Source organism: Acetobacter thailandicus, assembly GCF_011516655.1.
Taxonomy (GTDB): Bacteria; Pseudomonadota; Alphaproteobacteria; order Acetobacterales; family Acetobacteraceae; genus Acetobacter; species Acetobacter thailandicus.
This window is the reverse complement of record NZ_WOSV01000002.1, coordinates 125,521-141,191: the sequence shown is the minus strand read 5'-3', so window position 1 is coordinate 141,191 and position 15,671 is coordinate 125,521. Positions and strand designations below refer to the sequence as shown.

The window sequence follows — 15,671 nt, the reverse complement described above, 5'->3', positions numbered from 1 at the left end:
TTAGTTTTAATGTTTATGTGGTCTGGCATAGAGCTGACCGGGGTCGATTTCAGGCTTGCTGATTTCTTTCAGGCCATCCTCTGTGAACGAGCGGTAAAAGCAGCTTTTACGGCCTGTGTGGCACGCAACACCAGTCTGGTCGACAAGCAGCAGAACAGCATCGCCATCGCAGTCAAGGCGCGCTTCAATCAGTTGCTGGGTCTGGCCTGAAGTTTCGCCTTTACGCCAGAGATTCTGGCGGCTGCGTGAATAGTAACATACGCGGCCAGTTTGCAGAGTTTCTTCAAGAGCCTCGTGATTCATCCAGGCGAGCATCAGAATTTCGCCGGTGTCGTGTTGCTGTGCAATGGCGGCAATAAGGCCATTACTATCAAATTTAACATTATCAAGCATCAGGCTGAGAGTCTGTGCGTCAGGTGCTTTGCGGGTCATGGTTGTGAGTTTTCCGAAGAAGAGAGGGCGTCAATAGCGGGTTTAAGCCATTCCGTCGGGCGGGGTGTCAGCGTGATACCATCGCAGGTGAGGGGGTGTTCAAGAGCTGAAACTTTAAGAAGAGCCAGGCCGATATGATCCTGTGATGAGCGCATGGTACCAACTTCTGCCTCACCTGCAAAAACAGGCGTGCCAGGTGCAGGCAGGGGATGCGTTGCGGCAACAGGCACCAGGCGACGTTTGAGCAATGTGCGGTAATGCATGCGGGCGGTTACTTCCTGGCCCATATAGCAGCCTTTGGTCCAGGACAAAGCACCCAGCAGGTCCATATTGGCTTCAGCTGCAAGGGTGCGCCCCTGTTCGCAGTCCTGCACGCCATCTGGCAGGCCGAGTGCCAGGCGGTGCAGGTTATAATCGCTTTCTGTTGCTGTTTCAGCTGTTTCAGGCGGGGTATCAATCAGCCGCCATCCGGCCTCAGCTCTGCGTGGATCAGCGAATATAATAGCATTTTCGGCAATGTCTGCGGCGGGCCTGCTGCCCCATGCGGCACAGACTGTCAGGCCTGTCAGCTCAAGCTGTACATCCGAGCGGAGTTTAAAGCGTGAAAGCTGCTTTTTAAGGTCTTCAGCCTGTGTTGCAGCGCAGTCGAGTAGCAGGCATGTGTCGTCCGGGTCCTGAATAACAAAAAAATCAGCCTGCCAGCGGCCCTGCGGGGTGAGAATAGCTGACCATAAAGCCGGCGTTTCGGGGGAGAGTGTTGTGAGGTCGGCTGTTATCAGTCCCTGCAAAAGCTTAATGCGGTCAGGGCCTGAGACTTTAATAACCGTCCGGCCTGTTAGTCGTACGAGGTGTGAGGGTGTAGCGGATGACATACTGCTCTCTCCCTGATGGATATGTTGTGTTAACTTAGGCACTTAGTGTTTCAAAAACATCACCCTGGGAGGGCAGGGCACGTATGTGGGTGCGGTGCCACAGGGCGTAAAAAAGCAGGGTCCATGCTGCGGGGGCTGCTTTTCGGCCTGAGGCTTCTTTAAACAAAGCCCGCACACGGTCAGGATGTGCAATGGCCTGAATGCTGTCCTGCCTGGCAACGAGGTCACCGAGCCTTTGTCCCTGTTGTGCAATCCAGTGGCCGACAGGAACTGTAAAGCCCTGTTTGGGAGCAAAAGGGCGGGCTGCCGGGCAGTGCTGTTCAAGCCAGCGGCGCAGCAGCCATTTTCCTTTGTTTTTATTCACACGGAGTGTGTCAGGCAGTCGCCAGGCGCAGGCAGCAATAACCGGGTCGAGGAAGGGAGTTCGTCCTTCAAGACCATGAGCCATCAGGCAGCGGTCAAGCTTCAGCAGCAGGTCGTTAGGCAGCCATTCAGCAACATCAACGCTCTGCACAGCTGAAAGAGGAGATGGTGGTGCAGGTATCATGCCTTCGGTCAGGCTGATTCCATCGCGCCAGCCTGCAGGAGATGCACGTAAGACATCAAGTCCGTCAAACATACCTTTGCGCCACATCGGGCGTTTGCCTCTCCACCATGGGCGCGTGGCTGAACGATAACGCCCGTAGCCACAAAACAGTTCATCGCCACCTTCCCCGGAGAGGACAACGCGTACCTCTTCAGCTGCTTTGCGGGCCAGAAACCAGGTGGGAATAATAGCGTAATCAGCCGCGGGGTCATCCATGCAGGCAACTATGGCTGGCAGGTGCTGCCATACCATGGCTTCTGTGATGCTGACTGTTTCATGTTCTGCCTGTGCTGCCTGTGCCAGTTCACGGGCGATGTCAGATTCATCAGCGGCAGTGCTGCCAGAGAAGGTTGCTGTCCATGTACGTAATTTTTCTGAAGTATTCAGGCGCCTCATACCAGTTAACAGGCTGGCACTATCAATGCCGCCGGAAAGGAACAGGCCAAAAGGTACATCTGAACGCTCATGAGCAGCAATGCTATCCATCAGGGCCTGGTCGAGCGCTGCCAGTGCTTCTGTTTCAGATGTGAAGGGCGTCAGGGAAGAGGCCCTGGGCAGAGCAGGCTGCGTTTGTCGTTTAATGATGCGCCCGCTTTGAATGTGCAGTGTCTCGCCAGGCATAACCCGCTGAATACGCTCGAATAATGTATTCCGTCCGGTTGTGAACTGAAGCTGCAGCAGTTCGTGGAGAGCGTCTGTGCGTTCAGCCCGTGCGACAAACCCTGCCTGTAATAACACTTCGGGTTCTGAGGCAAAGGCAACGCCAAACTCACCTTCTGTGATGTAAAGGGGTTTAATACCAAACGGATCGCGCGAGAGTAACAGCAGGTCGCGTGAACTGTCATAGAGCGCAATGGCGTACATGCCCCTCAGGCAGGCAGTATAATCAGCGCCGGTCTGTTCCCACATGACCAGGGGCGATTCGCAGTCACTGCCGGTTTTAAACCGATCTTTGCCAAAAGCCTGGCGGATATGCAGGTCATTATAGATTTCGCCGTTGGCAACCAGTGTGCCGGTGCCTGTGGTCAGAGGCTGGTCGCCGCCTTTGAGGTCAATAATCGACAGGCGGGTATGAATAAGGTCAATGCGTGGCATACGGGCAAAGTGGGCGCCGTCTGGCCCGCGATGGTGCAGGGCAGCAGCCATAGCATTGAGGGTGTCCTGCGCAACCGGAGTTGCGTCAGGTTTATAGGCAATGCCGGCGATACCACACATCAGGCTTTTTCCGCTGTGCTCAGAAAATCAGACCAGGCAGACAGAACAGGCCCGGTGGAGAAAATGTTATCGTAATCTTCACGTCCGGCAAGAGCTACCCGCTCTGCGAGGATTTTGTCCTCCATAGCGCGGGCGATCTGCTCAGCCAGAGCACGGTCGTCCTCCACCGGGGCGAGCAGCCCGTTTTCGCCATGACGTATCAGTTCTGACGGTCCCTGTGATGCCGCGGCCACAACAGGCCTGGCAGCTGAAAAGCCTTCGATAACGACATTGCCTAAAGGTTCATGGCGTGACGGGCAGACCAGAACAGAGCTGGCCCTGATCAGCCCGCCAGGCTGTGTGGCCCAGCCGGGCATAAGCAGGCGGTCTGCAACGCCTTCTTTACGGGCCAGATCTTCAAGAGCCTGGCGCTCGGGGCCTTCTCCACAGATAACACCATGAATATGCGGCAGGTGCCGCATAGCTCTGATGAGTACATCAAAGGCTTTGTTCGTATGTAATCTGCCAAGAGCCAGAAAAAACGGAACATTATCAGGCAGGCCTGCCGGGCGTGTTGCAGGGACGTTCGTCAGATCGTCTGCAAAATTAGGAAGGTAGTGTACACGATCTGCCGGCCAGCCCTGTTCTTTCATCCATGTGACGAGACCATGTGTGTTGCCGATCAGGTGATCGCAGGATTTATAGTAAGAAAGATTATAAAAACCTCCCAGGCGGCCGGCAAGAATCCAGTCTCCGACAGGCGTTAATCTTGCTGCACGGTTCATCCAGGCAACAGTCACACGCGGTTTAAAGGCTGTCAGATGTCTGCGTAGTTGCGGGCGTGTGTTAAAGTCAGTCAGCCCGCCAAAACCCAGCTGCACCGGTGGCAGATTGCCGGCCGTCATGCGCGTCGCCCGTGCTTCATCGCGCCTGATAACGGGCAGAACCGAAAGCCCCGCCTGCGCCTGCGCGACAGACAGCCGTTCGAAAAATAACTCTGCGCCGCCAGAGACTGCCCCCGCCATGACGTGTGCAACGCGGAGAGAAGAGGCCGGGGGACCGTTATGTGCTGTGGGAGAGGTCATAAGGGCAAAGAGTCCATCATGGTCAGAGCAGCTTCGGTTACAGTGCTTACGCAAAGGCCGGTAATAGGAGCATGCCCTTCAGGGCCATCAGCGACAACCCAGGCGGTATGCTGGCCCGAAGGGGCATATTCAGAAACGCGGGACGGGCCAAATAACCCCAGTGTCGGCGTTCCGGCTGCTGCGGAAAGATGCATCAGCCCCGAATCATTGCCGATATACAGCCTGCAGCGCATGAGGATAGCGGCAGTTTGTGAAAGAGAAAATTTTCCGCCAGCGTCAATGACACCAGGGAGTGTATCCAGCAGAGGCTGTGCAAGTGCCTGTTCCTGTGGGCCGGGGCCATACAAAACAACAGGCCGGGCCTGCGGGTAGCGTTCTGAGAGTGCCTTCCACAAAGGGAGGTAGTTTTCAGCCGGCCAGATTTTTCCACTCCAGTTTGCTGTCGGGCCGAGTGCAATTAATGGCGTGTGAGCAGGCAGAAAAGTATTTACGTAATGCCTGTCTGCTTCGCTGGTCCAGATAACAGGTGAGGGGGGGGGCGAAAGGTGGAGCACCTGCGCCAGATGTTCGGTGCGCAGGCCGGGGCGCCGTCCTCCGCGCATAATGTAACGCTTGCCTGAGCGAAGTAAAAAAGTAACAGCTGACCCCCGCAGGTCTACCGTTATGTCCCATTTATGACCCGCACAGGCCTTCCATAAATCAAACCAGTGCAGGTCATAACGGCGTTTTGTCATGATATGGAGGTGCTGCAGGCGCGGCATGTGCTCAAACAGTCCGGCTGCCACAGGTCCGCAGGCTACCGTAAACTGTGCATCTGACCAGATAGTCAGAAGGTGAGAAAGCAGGCCGGTAGAAAGTACGGCATCACCCAGTCGCGTTGCTGTGATAAAAAGAATACGCATATAGCTGTGCTTATACGCAGGTCAGCACTTTTCCAAGCCAGGATTATAAACAGAACAGACTGTTGTAAGAGAAGGCTGAGCAATCTGTGATTTTTAATGTATGTTTAACATCACAGAGGCGGGTATCGCCCTGAGGAATGAAGAAAGAACAAAGAGTTATGAAGACGAATCTGTGGCTGTTTTCAGTGACTGCAGCCTGCGCTTTATCTGTTATGCCGGCAGCCCAGGCCGCAGAGTGGGCTGCTCCTGCCTCATGTGGTGCAGAGCCGGCTATGCCTGCGCTCGATGTGTCTACAGTTGCCAGGTATAATGCCAGTGTAGATAAGGCGACAGAATATCAGAAGGCGGCAAAAATCTATCACAGCTGTGTTGTTAAAGCTGCCAGTAAAGAGGAAAATGCGATCAGCAATGAAGCACGTGAGCGTATTACTCATGTGCATGAGGGCAGCCAGCTTGTGCAAAAGCGTATTGCCGGACATTTTGCTCAGATATCCACCGTCCTGAAAGCTGGCAGTAAAAAATTCAGCAGCAATTAAATTTTTATCATGTTACATGAGTGAAGTAGCACTTTCTTTTCAATCAGAAGCTGCTGTGTCAGTAATACACAGTAGCTGAGAGTGTTTTTGCTCTGACATCTTGTATGTCGTGCAGATGTAGGGCAGAAACGTGAACCGCTCAACTCATGGTATATCAGCATAACGGGATCAGGCTTAAAACGTGGCACAGGATGTTTTCAGAGAAGTAGAGGACGACTTAAAAGCTGAACGTGTGCGTAAGATCGCGCGCCGTTATGCCGGCGCTGGTATAGTCGTTGCGGTTTTTGCCGTTGCCGCAGGCGTTGCATGGTCCTGGCGTGTGTCAGGTAAAAACGCTGATTTGCTCTTAAAAACTGGTATTTACCTTTCCGCTCTGAGGCAGACTGATCATATTTCTCCGTCTTCAGCCGGTCCGGTTGCTCTGCCAGAGACAGCGCAGGCAGGTCTGATTAGTTTGCGTAAGCTTGCGACGACAAGTCCGGAAGGGATAAAAACCCTTGCCCGCCTGCAGGAAGGTGGGGTTCAGGCAGCTCAGGGAGACATAAAAGCTGCTTTGACGACCTGGGATCTTGTACAGAATGACGAGCGGGCAGACCCGCTTTTGCGTAGCCTGGCCAGCCTGCTGTGGTGTCAGCGCCAGGTGGATGACGGGGATCCGGCTATGCTGCGCTCTCGTCTTTCTCTTTTGTCAGGTAAAGATAAGCCGTGGTCTGCTCTTGCCAGTGAATCGCTTGCTATCCTTGACCTGAGAGAAGGGAAAGTAGACGCGGCGCGAAAAAAATTTGCGGCTCTGGCAGAAGATCAGGCTATACCATCAGGTGTCAGGAGCCGGGCTCAGGCAATGCTTGAGGTAATTGAGGCTCCGGCAGGGTGAGGGATTTTATGCGTAAAAAAGACACCGCTCGTCGGTCCAGAGGTCAGATAAACCGGAGGTCGTTGCTGACAGCTGCGACCTCTTTGCCGTTTCTGGCCGGATGCAGCATGTTTGAAGATAACGAGAAGCCTATTCTGGTCGGGCACAGAACCGATGTTTTATCTTCAGGTGTAAAGCTTGCTGTTGACCGGGAAGATCATAACCCGATTTCTTTGCCGCCCGCTGTTACGGTGCACGACTGGCAGATGGTCGGGCGTCAGCCTTCTCATGTCAGTGATAATTATGTGTGGCATGGTCTGAATGAGCGCTGGGCTAAAGATGTCGGTGCCGGTATCTCAGAGCCTGACCTGCTTGCATGGGCTGCTCTTGGTTCGTTTGGACGAGGCATTATTCAGTCCCCGCCTGTGATAAAAGGTGGCCGTCTGTTCTTTATGGATGCCCAGGGCTTTATTCGTGCTTACGCCTGGCCGCGTATGACACATATCTGGACGTTTAATCCTGGTTCACGTTCCAAATCCAGCAACATTGGCGGTGGTCTCGCTGTTGACGGCGATACGGTTTATGCCGTGTGTGGCATCGGCCAGGCTATAGCGATAAACGCTACAACCGGAAAACCACTGTGGCGTGCGGCCCTGTCAGCCCCCGGGCGTTCTGCACCAACCCTGGTTGATGGTCGTTTATTTTGTGGCGCACTTGATGAAACGTTTTACGCACTTGATGCGAAAAACGGCGGGCAGATATGGACCTATGCTGCGTCAGAGGTCGAGACAACGGTCTTTGGTCAGCCAGCCCCGGCTTATGCCAATGGCATTGTTATTGCGGGTTTTGGTGGCGGTGAGCTGATAGCTTTTCGTGCTGAGACCGGTGAGGTTGTCTGGAGTGATATGCTCGGCGACGTAAACAGTCAGGCCAGTACGCTTAACCTCTCCTGTGTCCGAGGGTTGCCCGTTATTGTTGATAGCGTGGTTTATGCTGTCAGCATGGCGCAGGTTCTGGTTGCGGTTGATATTCGTACAGGCCGCAGATTGTGGGAATCCGCTATTGCCAGTCAGAACAGCATTCTGTGTGTTGGTGACTGGCTGTATGTTCTCTCGCTTGATGAGCAGCTGATTTGTATTGACCGTTTGTCAGGGCATGTGCGCTGGATTACGCAGCTGCGGCGTTTTCGTCGTGTTGAAGTTAGTAAAGATATTATCAGCTGGATTGGTCCGGTTATGGCCGGTGGTCAGCTGATTTGTATGAGTACTCTGGTTGAAAATGGTTTTGTCAGAGTTAACCCTGTAAACGGAGCGCTCATAGAAGTAGAGGCATCGAAAGATGTCTCTTATGTGCCTCCGATTGTTGTTGATGAGCAAATGCTGATTATTACAAATGACGGAAAGCTGCGTTCTTATGGCTGATCGTCGTAAACCTATGCGCCCGGTAGCACCCTTACCGACCGCAGATTTACCCGTTGTTGTTATCGCGGGTCGCCCGAATGTTGGTAAATCAACGCTTTTTAATCGTCTGGTAGGGCGCAGGCAGGCTCTGGTTGCTGATACCCCCGGTGTCACGCGTGACCGTAAGGAAGGGCTGGCTGTTATCCGCGGACGTAAAGTCCGCCTGATTGATACGGCAGGTCTTGAAGAGGCCGCTCCTGAAACGCTGTTCGGGCGTATGCGCACTTCCTCTGAAGAGGCTGTGGCACAGGCTGCGCTGATTTTGTTCTGCATTGACGCCCGTGCAGGGGTTACACCTGCTGACCAGCATTTTGCCCGCTGGGTGCGTCGTCAGAACCTGCCCGTTTTGCTGGTAGCTAATAAAGCTGAGGGGCGTTCCGGCGCGGCTTCAGTTATGGAATCGTATGCTCTGGGACTTGGCGAACCTGTTCCTGTTTCCGCAGAGCATGGTGAAGGTCTCTCTGACCTGATGTTCGAAATTGTTGATCATCTGCCTGAAGAGCCACCAGAAGAAGAACCGGAGTTCGAGCCGGAAATTATTCCTGAGGTTCAGCCGGAAGAGGGTGAGGAATACGTTCTGCCAGAACGGCCTCCCGGTCCTGTGCGTATTGCTATTGTTGGCCGTCCCAATGCAGGTAAATCGACACTGATGAACTGCCTGCTGGGCGAAGAGCGGATGATTACCGGACCTGAGCCAGGCCTGACTCGTGACTCTATTTCGGCTCTGCTCCATGATAACGGCGAAGAGTTTGAAATTGTCGATACGGCAGGTTTGCGTCGTAAAGCCCGTATTGATGAATCGCTCGAGAAGATGTCAACATCAGCTTCGATTGAAGCTTTGAAAATGGCAGAGGTTGTTGTTCTGGTTCTCGATGCAACCCTTGGAGTGCACGAGCAGGACCTGCAGATTGCCCGCCTGATTGAACGCGAAGGGCGTGCCTGTGTTCTGGCACTGAACAAGTGGGACGCTGTTGAAGACCGGAATGAGACCCGCAAGGCCATTCTTGACCGTCTGAGCATCTCTCTGACACAGATGCGTGGTATACCTGTTGTGACGTTCTCGGCTTTGACGGGGGCGGGTGTGGGCAGATTGCTTCCTGTCGTACGTGAGACCTGTACGGTATGGAATGCCCGTATTTCAACCGGTGCACTGAATCGCTGGCTTGAGGGGATGCTTGAGCGTCATGCACCACCACTGGTTGATGGTCGTCGTCTTAAGCTGCGTTATATGACGCAGGCAAAGTCTCGCCCGCCTACGTTTATTTTGTTCGGCACCCGTGCTGAACTGCTTCCCGATGACTATAAACGTTATCTGGTTAATGGCCTGCGTGAGACGTTTGATCTGCCAGGTGTGCCAGTGCGTCTTCAGCTGCGTGGGACCAAAAACCCATACGCTGATCAGAAGCGTCGTTAATTTTAAAGCGACGTCTGTCTGGCCGCCTGGTGCGGCCAGAGTTCTGCTCTTAGTGAATAAACCACGAAAGTGGCCAGCAGATCATTAACCCCAGAACAGCAATAAGGCTCTCAATCGCAGTCCAGCTTTTGAGTGTCTGTTTGAGGTTCATCCCCAGATATTCTTTCATCTGCCAGAAACCCGCATCATTCATCAGGCTAAGTCCAACCGAGCCCGCACCGGTGACGATCACCAGCAGCTCAGGCGAGACCGAATGACTTGTCGCCAGTATTGGTCCGACAATGCCCGATGCCGTTGTGGTGGCAACTGTGGCAGAGCCGGTGGCAACGCGGACGAGTAAAGCCAGGAGCCACGCCAGAACAATCAGGGGTACATGCACGTTAAGAGCCATGTCGGTAATAGCGTGTGAAAGCCCGCTGTCGATCAGTTCGCGCCCAAAGCCACCACCTGCGCCAATCAGCAGCATGATGGTCGCAGTCGGAGCAAGGCACTCGTTAGAGAAGCGAAGAATAGTCTCGCGTGAAAAACCGCACACACTGCCCAGAAGCCAGAATGACAGAAGGGTCGCGACCAGCAGGGCGATGTCCATATTCCCAAGGAAATGAAGCAGATCATAAATCCAGGAACCTTGTGACCAGATGAAATCTGCCATGGCTCCGCCCAGCATGAGTGCCACCGGAGCAAGAAGGGTGAAGCTGGAGAGCAGGAAAGAAGGTAGCTTCTTGCTCTCCCGTGCATGAGTAAACTGATCTTCGAGAGGGCTTGGCTCCACATGCCCGAGGCAGGGGACAATCAGGCGGGTATAAACGGGGCCGGCAATAGCTGCGATGGGTGTGCCGATAACGATCCCCCAGAAGAGGGTGCGTGCGGTATTGGCATGGTAGGCTGTGCAGGCAAGCAGCGTTGCAGGATGAGGCGGCACCATCGCATGGGTCACAGATAAAGCTGCAGCCATAGGAAAGGCGAGCCGTGTCAGGGCAATATCATTGCGCCGGCTCAGGATCATAGCCAGCGGAATAAGCAACACAAAGCCGACTTCGAAGAAAACAGGCAGGCCCACAAGCAGGCCTATAACCATCATGGCCCAGCTCAGGCGTTTTTTACCGGCAATGCGCGAGATAGTCAGAGCGATCTGATCAGCACCACCGGTTTCAGCCAGAATTTTACCAAGCATAGTTCCCATTGCAATGACGCCGGCGACATGCCCGAGGACATGGCCCATGCCCGCCTCGAATGACGAGATAGCGGCAGGAGCAGGCATGCCTGTTATCATTGCCAGACCGATGGAAACGACAAAGAGTGTAATAAATGGGTTAAGGCGCACCCAGCCGATGAGCACGATCAGAGCAACAATGGCGGATGAGGTGAGGCCGGTAGCGAGTAAAGGTGTCATAGCAGGCATGTTGGATGGGTATATAGCCGCTCTGTCAAGAGTGGAGATCATCAGAGAGAAGAAAGAGCAGTTAAAATAGTTTCCTCTTTTTGGGAAGCAGAAGGTGTGCCCGGTTAAACAGGAGTATTCTAGTCTGGTCTTTCGCCAGGTCGTGAAGAGTGGCACATAGCATAACAGCGTATAGAGAGTGTTAAAACATAAAGAGGTTTGTTCACACTATGGTTGAAACTGTGCAAAGACCTCAGCTGGTGTCATCAGGTGAAGAGAGGCAGGGACTTTATGGGTCGGCGCGTACGCTCGCCGTGCTTGCTGTGTCACTCTCGGTTCTTTTATCCCTTCTTGATTATGCAATTGCCAATGTGGCTTTGCCCAATATTGCAACAGATCTGAAATCCTCAGCTTCATCAGCTATCTGGGTGGTTAATGCTTATCAGCTCTCCAGCCTGGTTTCTCTTCTGCCTCTGGCAGCACTGGGAAGCAGGGTGGGGTTTGCCCGTCTGTGTCAGGTCGGTATTGTCATATTTATGGCCTCGTCCGTGTTGTGTGCTACGGCAACATCATTGCCTGTGCTGGCTGTGTCCCGTGCTGTGCAGGGCATTGGCGGTGCCTGTATCATGAGCGTAAATATTGCTCTCATTCGCTTTATTTACCCCCACGCTGAAATAGGGCGGGGCATTGCGCTGAATGGTGTGGTTGTAGCGGTAGGGGTTGCCCTGGGGCCAACGGCTGCTGCGGCTATTCTGAGCGTAGCGTCATGGCCATGGCTGTTCTGGATTAATCTCCCGCTTGGCATTGCAGCACTTATAATGGCGTTTATTGCTCTGCCTGATGTGCCACGCAGTGGTAAAAACCCTGACCTTACGGGCAGCTTTTTATGTGTTGTCTTTTTTGGCGCCATTGTGATGGGGGGCGACGGTCTGGCGCATCAGGAGAACATTCTTCTCTCCTGCGGTTTGCTTGCTGCTGGTATTCTTGCCGGGGTGCTGCTGGTGATCCATGAAGCTGATGTGCTTCATCCGATTTTTCCGGTTGATCTGTTAAAGAAGCCTGAGTTTACCGTAGCGTTTCTTACAGGTTTTTGTGGTTTTGTGGCCTCTAACTTTTTTATCGTTTCAATGCCTTTTATGCTGCATGACAGGCTTGGCTTTTCTCCATCCGCAACAGGGCTTTTAATTACCCCCTGGCCGATTGGCATTATTTGTGCTGCCCCCTTTATCCGGCGGGTGACAGATACGGTGTCTGCAGGGTTGTTGTCATCCATCGGGCTGAGCATGACCTCATTTGGTTTTTTCTGCCTGTGGATGCTGCCTGAACACCCTGCTGTGTGGGATATTGTGTGGCGTATATTTATAGCTGGTTACGGGTTTGGTTTTTTTCAGCCGCCCAATAACCGTGCCATGATGGTTGCAGCCCCCGGTGGCCGGGCTGGTGGTGCAAGTGGTATGGTGCAGGTTGCGCGGCAGGCCGGGCAGACATTTGGTGCTATGGGTGTTGCCGCATTTTTTGCACAGTTTTTAAGCAATGGCACTCATGCCTGTCTGCTTGCTGCGGCCTGTGTCGCGCTTCTGGCCGCAGCGTTAAGTGCAAGTCGTCTTTTAACAAAAAAAAGGTAGTCAGATTTCACTTTCGAGGAAGATGCGGCTGACATCACCCATCCAGGCTCCGTAGTAACGCTCAAGCCAGCGTTCAGCCTGTGTGGGTGCCCCGGCGACCAGAGAGGTCAGTGGTGAGAGATAAACCCATTCATCGACGCCGCTTTCTTCATCCACGTTGCCTCTGGCCTGGAGGCCATCCATTGCAATGGCAATCATCTGTGCAGCCAGGTCACGTACAGTTCCTTCACCCCACGGCGTGTCGAGAGCCTGTGCAGGCACAAGAGCTCTCATCTTCACGTAATCCTCCCATGGGCGCATTTTGACCAGCTCATAGGCTGATTCAAGGGCTGCGTCATCATAGAGCAGGCCAACCCACAGGGCAGACTGAGCGAGCATCATTTCCTGTGAACCGGCATCTGCACCACGCATTTCCAGGAACTGTTTAAGACGGACATCAGGGAAAGCTGTTGTCAGGTGGTCTTCAAAGTCACTGAGGGTCGGGGTGACATCCTCCAGACCATCCTGGCGGTCTCCGTTCATCCATGCACGGAAAGAGCGGCCTGACACATCACGCATTTTGCCATCACGCATAATGAAATACATTGGCACGTCAAGCGCCCACTCAACGTAGCTTTCAAAGCTGAAATTGTCTGAAAAGACACAGGCTGGCATGCCGGCACGGGCATTATCAGTGTCAGTCCATGCTCTCGCACGGTTGGAGAGGAATTTTGTAGCTTTGCCCTCGACAAACGGTGAGTTCGCAAACAGAGCGGTTGCAACCGGCTGTAACGCCATGGCAACCTGCATTTTGCGCACCATGTCCTGCTCAGAGCCAAAATCAAGGTTAACCTGCACAGTGCAGGTGCGCTGCATCATATCCAGGCCCATTGTTCCGACTTTGGGCATGTAGTTTTTCATGATGTTGTAGCGTGATTTGGGCATCCACGGCAGGTCAGCCCGTGACGCTGTCGGGTGAAAGCCCAGAGGGGAGAAGCCAAGACCCAGCCTGCGCGCCAGCGGGCGTACAGTTTCATAATGTTCACTGAGTTCCTGCGCTGTCTGATGCAGTGTTTCCAGCGGTGCACCAGACAGTTCGAACTGGCCGGCCGGCTCAAGCGATATGGCAGAGCCTCTGGCGGCATTCTGCCCTGTCAGGCCAATAATTTTTCCGGCATCGAGAACAGGCTTCCAGTTGTCAGGTTCACTGGCCTGCACGCCGGTAAGCATATCTTCAATGCCTGCGGGGGTATAAGGCGGGCTGCTGTAAGCTACTCTGCCTGCCTGCGGGGCAGCATCACCGCTTACAGCTTCAGGGCGAACAAAGCCAAATTTCTCATGCTCTGTACCAATGCGCCAGAGGTCGCGCGGCTTGCAGCCTTTGGCCAGAACTTCAGCCAGCTGTGAAACAGAGCGGGCGGGCACAGTATTATCTTGGTCAACAGGCATAAGGGCTCACTGTTTGTTAGGTAAACTTATGAAAGTGCGCAAACGGGTAAAAAGACTATAGTGACTGATCCTGCGCTGAGCGCAAGAGGGTGCTCATAAGTGTCAGGCCAGATACCACAGCTGTATCAGCTCTTAACACAAGCTTACCAAGAGAGACAGGCGTAACAAAAGTGCGACCAAGCAGCATCTGACATTCTGCATCGCTTAGTCCGCCTTCCGGCCCGATGAGAAGGCCATCACCTGCGCGGGCAGCTGTAAGCTGTAAAGAGGCGCCAGGTGCACGATCTTCGGTGCGCTCAATGGCTGCGAACAGATTTTTATCAGAAGGCCACGAGGCAAGGAGAGAGGTCAGCGGGCAGGGTTCAGCAACCAGAGGCAGGTCAAGGCGCTCGCATTGTTCTGCAGCCTCGCGGGCAATAGAATTCAGCCGGTCTGTATTGGCACGGTGGGTGTTGGTGCGTTCGGTAATAACTGGCTGAAAATGCGTTACCCCCAGCTCGGTTCCCATACGGATGACCAGATCGGTTGCATCACGTTTAAGCAAGGCAAAAACAAGAGTGCGTTCTGGTTGAGTGTGCGGGGGGTGCATTTGCTCTTCGAGCACAAAGCCCCCTTTGTCTTTGTTCAGTGTGCTGATAACGGCGCGCCACTCGCCGGCTTCTGCATTAAAAACCCGCAGGGAATCTCCGCTTTTCTTACGTAAAACCGTACCAAGGTAGCGGGCTTGTGCCGGGTCGAGCAAAAACTGTGCGCCTGCTCCGGCGGGCTGCTGGGGTGAGGGTGTCAGATAGAGGCGGGGGAGGTGAATATAGCTGTTCATGGCTTCCTGAACGGATGCAAAGTGGACACTGAAGGAGGCTTTGTTGAGTATAAGGGCTTCGTGCTCTGGTGATATTTGTGGCATACCTCTTTCATCCTTTAAAAACCAGCCTGAGGATTAAAGCGTTTCGTGTCTGTTTCAGCAGGGTCTTCCCATACCGATATTAAAACGACAGGGTGGATAGCGTATCTGCCGCCGTCACTGCGCCCTTATGCTTTGCTGGCACGGCTTGACCGCCCTGTTGGAACCTGGCTTTTGTTTTTGCCCGGTGTGTGGGGTATTCTTCTGCCGCAGCATGTCGGGTTGGGTGAGCGTGTGCGTCTCATCATATTGTTTGGCATTGGCAGTCTGGTTATGCGGGCTGCAGGCTGTGTCGTAAATGATATGTGGGACCGCGATATCGACCGTAAGGTTACGCGCACAGCAGGGCGGCCGCTGGCTTCAGGTGCGCTGAGCATGAAGCAGGCAGCAGTGTTTCTTGTACTGTTACTGCTGGCAGGTCTTGGTGTTTTACTTCAGCTGAATCGCCTTTCATGGCTTCTTGGTGCTTCCTCTCTTATACTGGTCGCACTCTATCCGCTGGCTAAACGTTTTACCTGGTGGCCTCAGCTCGTTATGGGCTTTACCTTTGGATTTGGTGCGCCAATGGGATACGCCGCCGCCGCCGGGCAATTGTCCTGGGCGCAGGCGGCTCTTTATGCGGCGACAATCTTCTGGCAGCTTGGCTTTGATACAATTTATGGCTTCCAGGATATGGAAGATGATGCGCGTATTGGTGTAAAATCGACCTCGCGCCTGTGGGTCAATAAAGCCCGCGGGTTTATCGTAACATGTTATGGTATCAGCGCAGTATTGCTTGCAGTTGCTGGAGTGTTGTCTCACACCGGCCCGGCATTCTGGCCGCTTGCTGTGCTGCCTGTGGCGCTTATGGTACGTCAGGGCTGGAGCGTAAGCCCGCATAATCCGGTTCTGTGTCTTGCACAGTTTCGGTTTAATCGTGAAATTGGTATTACTGTAGCGCTGGCACTGCTTGCAGGGGCGCTTTCAGCGTAAAATAACAGACTGATGTCTCAGGCTAAGATC

General features: G+C 53.7%; 14 protein-coding genes. 6 read left to right on the top strand and 8 right to left on the bottom strand.

Translation table 11 applies throughout. The features are described from left to right. Positions 1 to 6 precede the first annotated feature (6 nt). From hisI to GOB58_RS03280, 5 genes are read right to left on the bottom strand one after another with little or no spacing between them, the layout of a single operon-like run. Positions 7 to 432, bottom strand: a complete 426-nt coding sequence (gene hisI / locus GOB58_RS03300; RefSeq protein WP_086635552.1) for a phosphoribosyl-AMP cyclohydrolase — start codon at positions 430 to 432, stop codon at positions 7 to 9. Next, positions 429 to 1,304, bottom strand: a complete 876-nt coding sequence (ygfZ, locus tag GOB58_RS03295) for a CAF17-like 4Fe-4S cluster assembly/insertion protein YgfZ (protein ID WP_173559341.1) — start codon at positions 1,302 to 1,304, stop codon at positions 429 to 431. The genes hisI and ygfZ overlap by 4 nt, the downstream gene beginning before the upstream one ends. Positions 1,305 to 1,338: 34 nt before the next feature. Further along, positions 1,339 to 3,105: an asparagine synthase (glutamine-hydrolyzing) gene (asnB, locus tag GOB58_RS03290; protein ID WP_173559340.1), complete on the bottom strand. Its 1,767-nt coding sequence runs from the start codon at positions 3,103 to 3,105 to the stop codon at positions 1,339 to 1,341. Then, on the bottom strand, positions 3,105 to 4,169 hold the full coding sequence (locus tag GOB58_RS03285; RefSeq protein WP_242005212.1) for a glycosyltransferase: 1,065 nt from the start codon (positions 4,167 to 4,169) through the stop codon (positions 3,105 to 3,107). The genes asnB and GOB58_RS03285 overlap by 1 nt, the downstream gene beginning before the upstream one ends. Next, positions 4,166 to 5,071, bottom strand: coding sequence for a glycosyltransferase family 9 protein (locus tag GOB58_RS03280; protein WP_173559339.1), 906 nt, complete (start codon positions 5,069 to 5,071; stop codon positions 4,166 to 4,168). The genes GOB58_RS03285 and GOB58_RS03280 overlap by 4 nt, the downstream gene beginning before the upstream one ends. 158 nt (positions 5,072 to 5,229) lie before the next feature. Between GOB58_RS03280 and GOB58_RS03275 the strand changes: the two genes are divergently transcribed. From GOB58_RS03275 to der, 4 genes are all read left to right on the top strand, one after another. Continuing rightward, entirely contained in the window at positions 5,230 to 5,607 is a 378-nt protein-coding gene (locus tag GOB58_RS03275) for a hypothetical protein (RefSeq protein ID WP_173559338.1), read from the top strand. Between the two features lie 181 nt (positions 5,608 to 5,788). After that, positions 5,789 to 6,481: a hypothetical protein gene (locus GOB58_RS03270; protein WP_086554933.1), complete on the top strand. Its 693-nt coding sequence runs from the start codon at positions 5,789 to 5,791 to the stop codon at positions 6,479 to 6,481. A gap of 8 nt (positions 6,482 to 6,489) precedes the next feature. Next, complete coding sequence (locus tag GOB58_RS03265) at positions 6,490 to 7,881, top strand: PQQ-like beta-propeller repeat protein (RefSeq protein WP_086554934.1); 1,392 nt, start codon at positions 6,490 to 6,492, stop codon at positions 7,879 to 7,881. Positions 7,882 to 7,894: 13 nt separating this feature from the next. Continuing rightward, a complete protein-coding gene (der, locus tag GOB58_RS03260; RefSeq protein ID WP_173559515.1) occupies positions 7,895 to 9,334 on the top strand; it encodes a ribosome biogenesis GTPase Der in 1,440 nt (479 codons plus the stop codon). A gap of 49 nt (positions 9,335 to 9,383) precedes the next feature. Here the strand turns inward: der and GOB58_RS03255 are convergent, their stop codons facing one another. Further along, positions 9,384 to 10,727 (bottom strand): GntT/GntP/DsdX family permease, encoded by a 1,344-nt coding sequence (locus GOB58_RS03255; RefSeq protein ID WP_173559337.1) that lies wholly within the window; start codon positions 10,725 to 10,727, stop codon positions 9,384 to 9,386. A gap of 218 nt (positions 10,728 to 10,945) precedes the next feature. Here GOB58_RS03255 and GOB58_RS03250 point away from each other — a divergent pair, with 218 nt between their 5' ends. Beyond that, complete coding sequence (locus GOB58_RS03250; protein ID WP_086554936.1) at positions 10,946 to 12,340, top strand: MFS transporter; 1,395 nt, start codon at positions 10,946 to 10,948, stop codon at positions 12,338 to 12,340. Here GOB58_RS03250 and GOB58_RS03245 read toward each other — a convergent pair whose 3' ends face one another. Continuing rightward, positions 12,341 to 13,768 (bottom strand): glutamate--cysteine ligase, encoded by a 1,428-nt coding sequence (locus tag GOB58_RS03245; RefSeq protein WP_173559336.1) that lies wholly within the window; start codon positions 13,766 to 13,768, stop codon positions 12,341 to 12,343. Between the two features lie 55 nt (positions 13,769 to 13,823). Then, positions 13,824 to 14,588 (bottom strand): 16S rRNA (uracil(1498)-N(3))-methyltransferase, encoded by a 765-nt coding sequence (locus tag GOB58_RS03240; protein ID WP_173559514.1) that lies wholly within the window; start codon positions 14,586 to 14,588, stop codon positions 13,824 to 13,826. A 129-nt stretch (positions 14,589 to 14,717) separates the two neighbouring features. On the opposite strand from GOB58_RS03240, the gene ubiA reads away from it, so the two are divergent. Beyond that, positions 14,718 to 15,641 (top strand): 4-hydroxybenzoate octaprenyltransferase, encoded by a 924-nt coding sequence (ubiA, locus tag GOB58_RS03235; RefSeq protein WP_173559335.1) that lies wholly within the window; start codon positions 14,718 to 14,720, stop codon positions 15,639 to 15,641. Positions 15,642 to 15,671 lie beyond the last annotated feature (30 nt).